This is a genomic window from Calditrichota bacterium (assembly GCA_014359355.1).
Lineage (GTDB): Bacteria > Zhuqueibacterota > Zhuqueibacteria > JANLFK01 > Oleimicrobiaceae > Oleimicrobium.
The window spans coordinates 1-5,855 of sequence record JACIZP010000361.1 but is presented as its reverse complement, the minus strand read 5'-3'; the positions used below and the strand labels follow the sequence as shown (position 1 = coordinate 5,855).

Annotated in this window: 6 protein-coding genes; all 6 read left to right on the top strand. The window is 60.5% G+C overall.

The annotated features are described in order from the left end of the window. The coding region (locus tag H5U38_15150) for a CoB--CoM heterodisulfide reductase iron-sulfur subunit A family protein (GenBank protein MBC7188361.1) at positions 1-915 on the top strand (915 nt) is incomplete at its 5' end. A gap of 2 nt (positions 916-917) precedes the next feature. Continuing rightward, complete coding sequence (locus H5U38_15145; GenBank protein MBC7188360.1) at positions 918-1,322, top strand: hydrogenase iron-sulfur subunit; 405 nt, start codon at positions 918-920, stop codon at positions 1,320-1,322. A gap of 16 nt (positions 1,323-1,338) precedes the next feature. Continuing rightward, on the top strand, positions 1,339-2,082 hold the full coding sequence (locus tag H5U38_15140) for a 4Fe-4S dicluster domain-containing protein (GenBank protein MBC7188359.1): 744 nt from the start codon (positions 1,339-1,341) through the stop codon (positions 2,080-2,082). An 84-nt stretch (positions 2,083-2,166) separates the two neighbouring features. Next, positions 2,167-3,840 carry an FAD-binding protein gene (locus H5U38_15135; protein ID MBC7188358.1) on the top strand — a complete coding sequence of 558 codons (1,674 nt, stop codon included), beginning with the start codon at positions 2,167-2,169 and terminating at the stop codon, positions 3,838-3,840. 55 nt (positions 3,841-3,895) lie between these two features. Further along, positions 3,896-4,873 carry an oxidoreductase gene (locus tag H5U38_15130; GenBank protein MBC7188357.1) on the top strand — a complete coding sequence of 326 codons (978 nt, stop codon included), beginning with the start codon at positions 3,896-3,898 and terminating at the stop codon, positions 4,871-4,873. Next, the coding region (locus tag H5U38_15125; protein ID MBC7188356.1) for a nickel-dependent hydrogenase large subunit at positions 4,866-5,855 on the top strand (990 nt) is incomplete at its 3' end. The genes H5U38_15130 and H5U38_15125, both read left to right, overlap by 8 nt.

The window sequence follows — 5,855 nt, the reverse complement described above, 5'->3', positions numbered from 1 at the left end:
AAGATCAAGGACGTCATCGACGGGTTGGCATTCGAGCGGCTGCTCTCCGCCTCCGGTCCCACCGCTGGCCAGATTCGGCGCCCTTCGGACGGGACGGTGCCCAAGGAAGTAGTCTTTGTGCAATGTGCCGGTTCACGCGACCCCGAGCTGCACAAGGCCTATTGCTCAAAGATCTGCTGTATGTACACCACCAAGCATGCCATGCTCTACAAGCACGCAGTGCCTGATGGGCAGCCGTACGTTTTCTACATCGACATGCGCACCAATGGCAAGGGTTACGAGGAATTCTACCAGCGCGCCATCGACGAAGAGGGGGTGATCTTCCTCCGCGGCAAGGTAGCCAAGATCTTCCAGGAGGGGGACAAGGTGATGGTCTGGGGCGCCGACACCCTGACCGGCCGCAAGGTGGAGATCGCTGCCGACATGGTGGTGCTGGCGACCGCCATGATTCCCAGCGTGGGCACTGACGAGCTCGTCAAGCGCATCAAAGTCGGCTGCAGCGACGGGGGTTTCCTGCTGGAAGCGCATCCGAAATTGCGGCCGGTGGAGAGCATGACCGCCGGCTTCTTCCTGGCCGGTTGTGCCCAGGCTCCCAAGGACATCCCCGAGGCCGTCGCCCAGGCCAGTGGGGCGGCCAGTAAGGTCATCGGCGTCTTCTCGCAAGAGGCGATGGCCCACGAGCCGACCATCGCCTTTGTGGACGAGGATCTCTGCAGCGGCTGCCATATGTGCATTCCCGTGTGCCCATACGAGGCCAGGGAGTTCGACAAAGAAAAAGGGATCGCCGTTGTCAAGGAAGCCTTGTGTGAGGGGTGCGGTGCCTGCGTGGCCGCCTGTCCGTCAGGAGCAACGCAGCAACGCAACCTCACTGATGTCCAGATCGAGGAGATGGTCACCGTCAGCCTGATGGAGTAGATATGTTCGAGCCGAAGATTATTTGCTTCCTTTGCAAGTGGTGCACGTACGCCGGTGCGGACCTTGCCGGCACCTCGCGCATGAAGTACGCGCCCAACGGGATCAACATCCGCTTCCTCTGTTCCAGCCGGGTGGATCCCCAGCACGTGCTCTGGGCTTTCAAGAGCGGCGCGGACGGCGTCTTTCTTGGCGGATGCCATCCGGGGGATTGTCATTACCAGGAAGGCAACTACAAGACCTTACGCCGCGTCACCCTCATGAAGAAAATGCTGCAGCAGTTGGGTATCGAGGACGGCCGCCTGCGCCTCGAGTGGATTTCTGCTGCCGAGGGGCGGAAATTCGCCCAGACCATGGATGAGTTCACCGCGCAGATCCGGGCCTTAGGGCCCCTGAAGTTGCAGGTGTGACAAAGGAGGCTTCGGAATGGCTGAGGGCAGTGCCCAACAGAGAAGCGACCTGGTGCCCATCTACATCATGGGCAAGAGATACGAGGTTCCCTCCAGTCTGACCATCCAAAAGGCGTTGGAGTACGCCGGCTACCAGCTCATTCGCGGGTGCGGCTGCCGTGGTGGGATTTGCGGCGCCTGCGCCACCGTGTATCGCAAACCCGGCAGCTACCGCATCGAGGTGGGCCTCGCCTGCCAGACGGTCGTTGAGCCGGACATGTACCTGACGCAGATTCCGTTCTTCCCGGCCAACAAGGCCGTCTACGACCTGGAGAAACTGCGCCCCGTGGGCAGCGAAGTGGCCAAGCTCTACCCGGAAATATTCAAGTGCATTGGCTGCAATACCTGCACGCGCAGCTGCCCAATGGACATCGAGGTGATGCAGTACATTTCCGAGGCAATCCGGGGCAACATCGAAGCCGTGGCCAAACTGTCATTCGACTGCGTCATGTGCGGCCTGTGCGCGGCACGCTGCCCGGCAGAGGAGGTGCAGTACAACGTGGCCATCCTCTGCCGCCGTCTGTACGGCAAGTACATTGCCCCCCGTGCAGAACACCTCGCCCAGCGCGTCAAGCAGATCGAGGAGGGCCGTTACGAGGCAGACTTGCGTGAGCTTATGAAGGCGCCGAAGGACGTGCTGAAGAAGCTGTACGGGGAGCGCGAAGTGGAACCCGACATGAGCGATGAGTCCTGGGTGCCGCAAGATACACGGCACCTGTAGCCCCGCACCTTGCCAGGCGGAGCAAGATCGCCCGGAGGGTACCGCTGCCGCCACGCCTACACCTGTGGTCATAGGAGGATCAATATGCCATATACGCCCGAGTTGCGAGAACTGATCAAGGTCGTGGAAAAGACTCGGCCGGCGCGTGTGGAGAGGAAGAAAAGGGGGGAAGAGTTCCCAGCCATACCCGTTGAGAAGCGTGCGGAAATCCTCCGCAAGTATCACCCAGACTATATCGAAGGGACCCGGCGGGAACTGAAGGTGGGGCCAAGCAAGGGATACGCCATCACCCACGAATACGCCGACCTTCTGGAGGCCCGCAGCAGGATTGACCCAACGCGCTTTCCCCTCAGCGAGGTCCACTACGAGACTGACGTACTCATCATCGGCGCAGGAGGTGCGGGCAATGCCGCCGCGCTGATGGCGCACGAACGTGGCGCCCGCGTCATCATCGCGACCAAGCTGCGCAACGGCGACGCCAATACCATGATGGCCGAAGGTGGCATCCAGGGTGCCAGCAAGCTCGAAAAAGACTCGCCCTACTACCACTACTTGGACGTCATGGGCGGCGGCCACTTCACCAATGACCCCGAGCTCGTCTACACCTTGGTGACCGAAGCGCCGAAAGTTCTGGCATGGCTGGAAAGCCTGGGCATGATGTTCACCAAGTTCCCGGACGGACGCCTGCAGTCCATGCACGGTGGGGGCACGTGCCGCAAGCGCATGCACTATGCCGGCGACATCACCGGAGCGGAAATCATGCGCACCCTGCGCGACGAGGTGCGCAACCATCCGGAGATCAAGGTGCTCGAGTTCAGCCCGGCAGTCGAATTGGTGCTCAACGAGCATGGCCACTGCGCCGGCGCAATTCTCTACAACCTCGAGACCGAGGAGTACCACCTGGTCAAGGCCAAGGCGGTGATCTTGGCCACGGGCGGTAGCGGCCGTCTACACGTGCAAAAGTTCATGACGACCAACCACTACGGCGCCACGTTCGACGGCGTCGTCCTCGGCTATCGGGCCGGAGTGCCCATCTGTTTTCTGCACACGGTGCAGTACCATCCAACCGGTGCGGTCTTCCCAGAACAAGCAGAAGGGTTGCTCATCACCGAAAAGTTCCGCGGCGCCGGAGCAAACCTGGTGAATATCGACGGAGAGCAGTTCGTCTACGAGCGCGAGCCCCGCGACGTGGAGTCTGCCTGCGTGATCAGGGAATGTTCCCCGGAGGTGAACAAGGGCATCCGCACGCCGACCGGGAAAGTGGGCGTGTGGCTCGACTCCCCGATGATTGATCTCCTCATGGGAGAAGGTACCGTCAAAAGGGAGTTTCCGGGCAAGGCAATCCTGTTCCGCCGTTTCGGCATCGACATCTCCAAGGAGCCGATGCTCATCTACCCGACCTTGCACTACCAAAACGGCGGGCTGGAAATCAACAGCAAGTGCGAGACCTGCGTACCTGGCCTGTATGCGGCAGGTGAGGTCACCGGTGGCGTACACGGCGAGAACCGCCTGATGGGCAACTCACTGCTCGACGTGACCGTCTTTGGGCGCATCGCTGGTGTGAGCGCCGCTGAATACGTGAAAAGTGGGCCGAAGGACGGCGCCCTCACCCTCGACCACGTGGTGGCTTACCACCGCGAGTTGGAGGAGGCAGGCATCGTCACCGACCGCGTGGCCCCCATGTTGCTCCCCGATTACTCGAATCCAGAAGTGCGCAAGAGACAGCTGACCTCTGTCTACCATGGAACACTGCGGTAGGCGCACAAGGAGGTTTGCCGGCGCAGTATCATCAGCTCAGCGAGGGAATAGGGTTATGGCCAAACCAAAGGTTGCATTCTACTGGAACGCCTCGTGCGGCGGGTGCGAGGAGGCCGTCGTCGATTTGGCCGAGGACATTCTCAAGGTCGTGGAGGCAGTCGACATCGTCTTTTGGCCGGTCGCTTTGGATTTCAAGAAGGCCGATGTGAAGGCGATGGGCGATGGGGAGATTGCCGTCGCCTTCATCAACGGGGCCGTGCGCACCGAAGAGCAGGAGGAGATGGCCAAGTTGTTGCGCCAAAAGTCGCAGCTCGTGGTGGCGTTCGGCTCCTGCGCTCATTTGGGAGGGGTTCCTGGCTTAGCAAACTTCTGGGACCGCGAGAGCATCTTCACGCGAGTCTACAAAGAGGTGCCTTCGGTGGTCAACCCAGAGCAGGTGTTGCCAAAGACGCGGGTCCAGACCCCGTACGGCGAGCTCCACCTTCCGGAATTCTACGACACCGTGCGCACCCTTGACCAGGTCATCGACGTCGACTACTACCTGCCAGGGTGCGCTCCCCCTCCAGACCTCATCATGAATGCGGTGACTGCAATCCTCAAGGGTGAACTACCCGAAAAGGGGGAGGTGCTTGCTCCACCCAAGGCCCTGTGCGATACCTGCGCGCTGAACGAGACCAAGCCGGAAAAGATTTCCATCAAGGAGATCAAGCGCGTCTCGCTCGTTCCCGTGGACACGACCAAGTGCTTCTTGGCACAAGGGATTATCTGCTTAGGCCCGGCAACACGTGGCGGTTGTGGTGAACGGTGCATCAACGCCAACATGCCCTGCCGCGGCTGTTTTGGACCGACCAAGGGCGTGATCGACATGGGGGCAAAGTTCCTCTCCGCGCTGGCGTCCATCGTCGATGCCAATGACCCCGCAGAGGTGGAGAGGATCATGGACAGCGTGATCGACCCGGCAGGACTGTTCTACATGTACAGCTTGCCCAAGTCCATCCTCCGGCGCAAGAAGATGGAGGCTGCACATGCCTAAGCGAGTGACCATCGACCCCATCACCAGGCTGGAAGGCCACGGCAAGATCGAAATCTTCCTGAATGACGAGGGCAACGTCGACAAGGCGTTTCTGCAAATTCCCGAGTTGCGCGGCTTCGAGAAGTTTGCCGAAGGGCGCCTTGCCGAAGAGATGCCGCGCATCACCCCAAAGATTTGCGGCGTCTGCCCCACCACGCACCACATGGCCTCAGGAAAGGCGTTGGACGACCTGTACAAGGCCGACCCTCCACCGGCAGCAAAGAAGATCCGGGAGCTGATCAACTCGGCTTTCATGGCGGAAGACCATGCCCTGCATTTCTTCTTCTTGGGCGGGCCGGACTTTATCGTCGGCCCCAAGGCTCCACCCGGGCAACGCAACATTCTCGGCGTCATTCAGCAAGTGGGCCTGGAAGCCGGCAAGACCGTGATCGACATCCGCAAGCGGCTGCGCAGCGTCATCACCAAGCAGGGCGGCCGGGTCATCCACCCGGTGTGCAATCTGCCGGGCGGAGTGTCCAAAGGTGTGTCCAAAGAAGACCGCGAGGAATACATCCGGATTGGCAAAGACGCAGTCGCCTTTGCCCAGTTCGCCCTCAAGGCTTTTGATGACATCGTCTTGAAGAACAAGGCCTATCTTGACGTCGTGGTGGGCGATGTGTACAAACACACGACCTACTACATGGGCCTGGTGGACGAGAAGAACCGGGTCAACTTCTACGACGGCATGGTTAGAGTCGTGGACCCCACCGGCAAAGAGTTTGTCAAATTCGCGCCGCGCGACTACCTGGCCCACATAGCCGAGCACGTGGAGCCGTGGAGCTACATCAAGTTCCCGTACCTCAAGGCAGTTGGCTGGAAAGGCTTTGTCGATGGCGTAGACAGCGGCGTCTATCGGGTTGCCCCTCTGGCACGGCTCAATGCCGCCGATGGCATGGCCACCCCCTTAGCGCAGGCCGAATACGAGCGGATGTTCGCCACTTTA

Coding starts and splice junctions, on each gene's coding strand:
- H5U38_15145 (MBC7188360.1), top strand. CDS start 918: ATGTTCGAGCCGAAGATTATTTGCTTCCTTTGCAAGTGGTGCACGTAC.
- H5U38_15140 (MBC7188359.1), top strand. CDS start 1,339: ATGGCTGAGGGCAGTGCCCAACAGAGAAGCGACCTGGTGCCCATCTAC.
- H5U38_15135 (MBC7188358.1), top strand. CDS start 2,167: ATGCCATATACGCCCGAGTTGCGAGAACTGATCAAGGTCGTGGAAAAG.
- H5U38_15130 (MBC7188357.1), top strand. CDS start 3,896: ATGGCCAAACCAAAGGTTGCATTCTACTGGAACGCCTCGTGCGGCGGG.